General features: G+C 35.9%; 4 protein-coding genes. 1 reads left to right on the top strand and 3 read right to left on the bottom strand.

Annotated features, from left to right (window positions below; genetic code table 11):
* Nucleotides 1-112 precede the first annotated feature (112 nt).
* The 3 genes from L950_RS24675 to L950_RS24690 all read right to left on the bottom strand — a co-directional run bounded on the left by L950_RS24675 (nt 113) and on the right by L950_RS24690 (nt 2445).
* Nucleotides 113-934: a formylglycine-generating enzyme family protein gene (locus L950_RS24675; RefSeq protein WP_021191158.1), complete on the bottom strand. Its 822-nt coding sequence runs from the start codon at nt 932-934 to the stop codon at nt 113-115.
* 217 nt (nt 935-1151) lie between these two features.
* The gene (locus tag L950_RS24685) at nt 1152-1685 is read right to left on the bottom strand and encodes a hypothetical protein (RefSeq protein ID WP_156169862.1); all 534 of its coding nucleotides are present in this window, start codon (nt 1683-1685) and stop codon (nt 1152-1154) included.
* Between the two features lies 1 nt (nt 1686).
* On the bottom strand, nt 1687-2445 hold the full coding sequence (locus tag L950_RS24690; RefSeq protein WP_021191161.1) for a hypothetical protein: 759 nt from the start codon (nt 2443-2445) through the stop codon (nt 1687-1689).
* 172 nt (nt 2446-2617) lie between these two features.
* Between L950_RS24690 and L950_RS27400 the strand changes: the two genes are divergently transcribed.
* A complete protein-coding gene (locus L950_RS27400) occupies nt 2618-3142 on the top strand; it encodes a YegJ family protein (protein ID WP_021191162.1) in 525 nt (174 codons plus the stop codon).
* The last annotated feature ends 10 nt before the right edge of the window (nt 3143-3152 follow it).

The raw sequence follows: 3152 nt of genomic DNA on the forward strand, positions 1-3152 counted from the left end.
TTCTGAGCTCTGAAGCGTCTAACTACGTTCATGGAACAATTCTGACCGTAGATGGTGGCTGGATGGGTAGATAACAAATAGATGTAGAGAGATTTCTTTTTATTAGATCTCTCTATATTTTCTTGACTACTCGAAAGCCAAGATTACTAAAAGATGCATTTGGATTGACCGAACCTATGTATTGCGAATTAAAGGATGCGCAACTATTTTTACTGCACCACCACGATCCCCCGCGTGCATGGGCAACTTTCCTATCTTTATCACGTTCTAATGCGCCTTCACAAAATTCAAACACATTACCATATACATCATATAAACCTAAAGGATTTGCTTTAAATGTTTTAATCGGTGATGTATAGAGATAACCATCCGTGCTATCGGCTACCAAATGATTTCTGCCATGCCATATATTGGCATAATTGATGATTTTTTCTAAATCTACCCCTTCAAAATACTTTGTCTCCGAACCTGCTCTTGAAGCCACTTCCCATTCATCCAATGAGGGTAAACGAACCCCTGCCCATTCGCAGTAAGCGACTGCATCCCGATAGGATATACAGGTAACAGGATGATTCATTTTATCTTTAATCCCGCCTCTACTTATTCCATTTGGAAACCGCCAATATGCCGTACTATCCTGTATCCATCGAAATTCTTCTAATCCGGGTTCAAAGACCATTGCATTACGAAATCGTTCTGCCAATGTGACATAATGCGTAGCAGAAACAAATGCAGCAAATGCTTCATTTGTTAATTCGGCTTCAGCAATAGCAAAAGCTGGAATTGAAACGGATCTTTTAGGATTATCCAAACTGATTGTATCACCTAAAATATAAGTACCTGCCTCCACCGCAATAAACTTTTGTTCTTGGGCAAAAGAAGTATTCATGTATAAAAAAAATCCAATCAATAATATCCGAATGCTCTTCATCATTTTGAAATTTTCTGATTATAATAGTCCTGTGCCGTAGATAAGAGAAATTGTTCGTTTGCTGTATTGAAACGAACTGATGTCATATAATTATCATCGCCCAAATACAATTTTCCATACATCTTAGATTTCAGGTAAGGCGTGTACTGTTCTTTTTTTAATATTAAAGATAATACCGTCAAAACATCCCTATCTTTCCTATTTGTTTGATAATAGCGAATCATAGCCGGGATACTTTCCCATGCAGAAATTTCGACAAGGCCGATTTTAAATTGACACCCATATGTTTCTTTACAGCTATGGTTTCAAAAATCAATGTCTGTACTGTATCGCGATTCTGTTTGAGAAACTTATATTGATCCGCGCTCCAGTCGACTCCTGAAAGACGAAAAGTAAGTAACCCAAAGATCTTTTGATCTTCACCCCGACTTGTCATATCATCTATACAAGCCTGACTATATACTTCTGGATGAATCATAACATAGGTAAACTGTTCTTTTAAATTCAATCGCTTAAATTCGTCCTTAGAAATAGCCGCGATGTAATCTGCAATCATGCCATCATCTTCTGGTTCTTTAATTTTTTTGATTAAAGATTCAACTTTTCTCAAACCAAACTCAGGTTTTGTCTCCTGCTCGCGGTATGCCCTATAGTTTCGATCAGCCTGTGTCGGTTCAACATAAACATGCTCTTGTGCAACTAATGTTGTACATAGACAAATCATAAAGAGGCTGACACTAATTATTCGCTTCATATTATTTCTTTTTTACTTTGTAGTAACGATTTGCCCGCTCACAAATTAAATCCTCATTTGCTTTATTATAGTTCAAGTAGGCATAATAACCAGCATCTGTACCATACAATTTCTGATAGGATACTGAATTGAGGAATTCTTCATATTCGCCACGTTTCATTAATAGCATCAGTAAGGTTAGTGCATCTTTATCCTTTGGTGTATTTTTAACATACGTAATGATAAAAGGAATCATGTTCCAAGCATTCATTTCTAAAATTGCTTCTTTGTAGTTAATGCCCATCCATTTGCTCCGTCCAACTGATTCTTGAATGAGTCTCAATACCGAGTCTCGATTTTCAAGAAGAAAGTCAGCTTGTCTCTGGCTCCAGCTCGCCTCATTAAATCCCGTTTCAAGCTGTCCGAAAATGCGTTTCTGAAGATCATTTTGATATTCTGGAATAGCACAATTCTGTTGAGAAAGTTCTGCATGGATCATTACATAAGTAAATTTCTCTCTTAGGCTCAGTCCATTAAACTGCGAAGCACTTATCGCCTCAAAACCTCCATCAGAGCTTCCTTCTGGATCTTCTTTAAATGTAATATTTGATATTAACGTCTTGATTTTCGTCAGTCCGTACGGCGGTATAGTCATTTTAGTGCGCAATTCGTATCCTTTTTCATCCCTAGTATAAGAACTTCCATCCTCCTCGTTCGTCTGAGCAAAGGATTTTATAAAGCCTGAAAAAAGGAGAATCAATAATATTAAATGATGTTTCATTGTTTTAATATAAGTTAGTCCAGTTGTCCATTTAAAATTTATTGAAGATATGAATAAACTGTTATATAAAAATACAGACCATAGTACTAGTCATTTCTCTTCTATTTGCAGTAAATACTAAATTATGATTATCTTAAAATAATATTTCTAAGCTAATACAAATAAACAAACAATGCTACATTCAAAAAACAGTCCAATTTTCAAGTTTTTTTTATTACTCGTACTTGTATCGTTCTCATTTATTTCGTGCCAAAACACGATTAAAGAAAAGATAAAGAATGATGATGTCATCGAATTCAATGGTGATGATCAAGCCATGAATCAGGCCATCCTCGAAGCAAATAAAACGTTTCAGAATTTTGAAACTTCTTTTAAAGATCCCCAGGAAGGATACGAGAGTTTTGCTATCAAAGTAAGATTCGATACAGAAGATGGGGGTGGTGAACATGTCTGGGTGGGTAATCTAACCTCAGATGGCAAATCATATCGTGGTACCGTTAATAATGAACCGCAACTAACTAAGGTTGTAAAATATGGTGATCAAGTAACAATAGATCCGCAACGGATCTCTGATTGGATGTATCTAGATAAAGGGGTCCTAAAAGGTGGATATACCATCCGTGTTATGAAAAAGAACCTATCTGAAGAAGAAAAAAAGGCTTTTGATCAGGAAGTTGGATTTATTATAGAAGATTGAAGTTCATAAA

Source organism: Sphingobacterium sp. IITKGP-BTPF85, from assembly GCF_001006065.1.
Taxonomy (GTDB): domain Bacteria; phylum Bacteroidota; class Bacteroidia; order Sphingobacteriales; family Sphingobacteriaceae; genus Sphingobacterium; species Sphingobacterium anhuiense.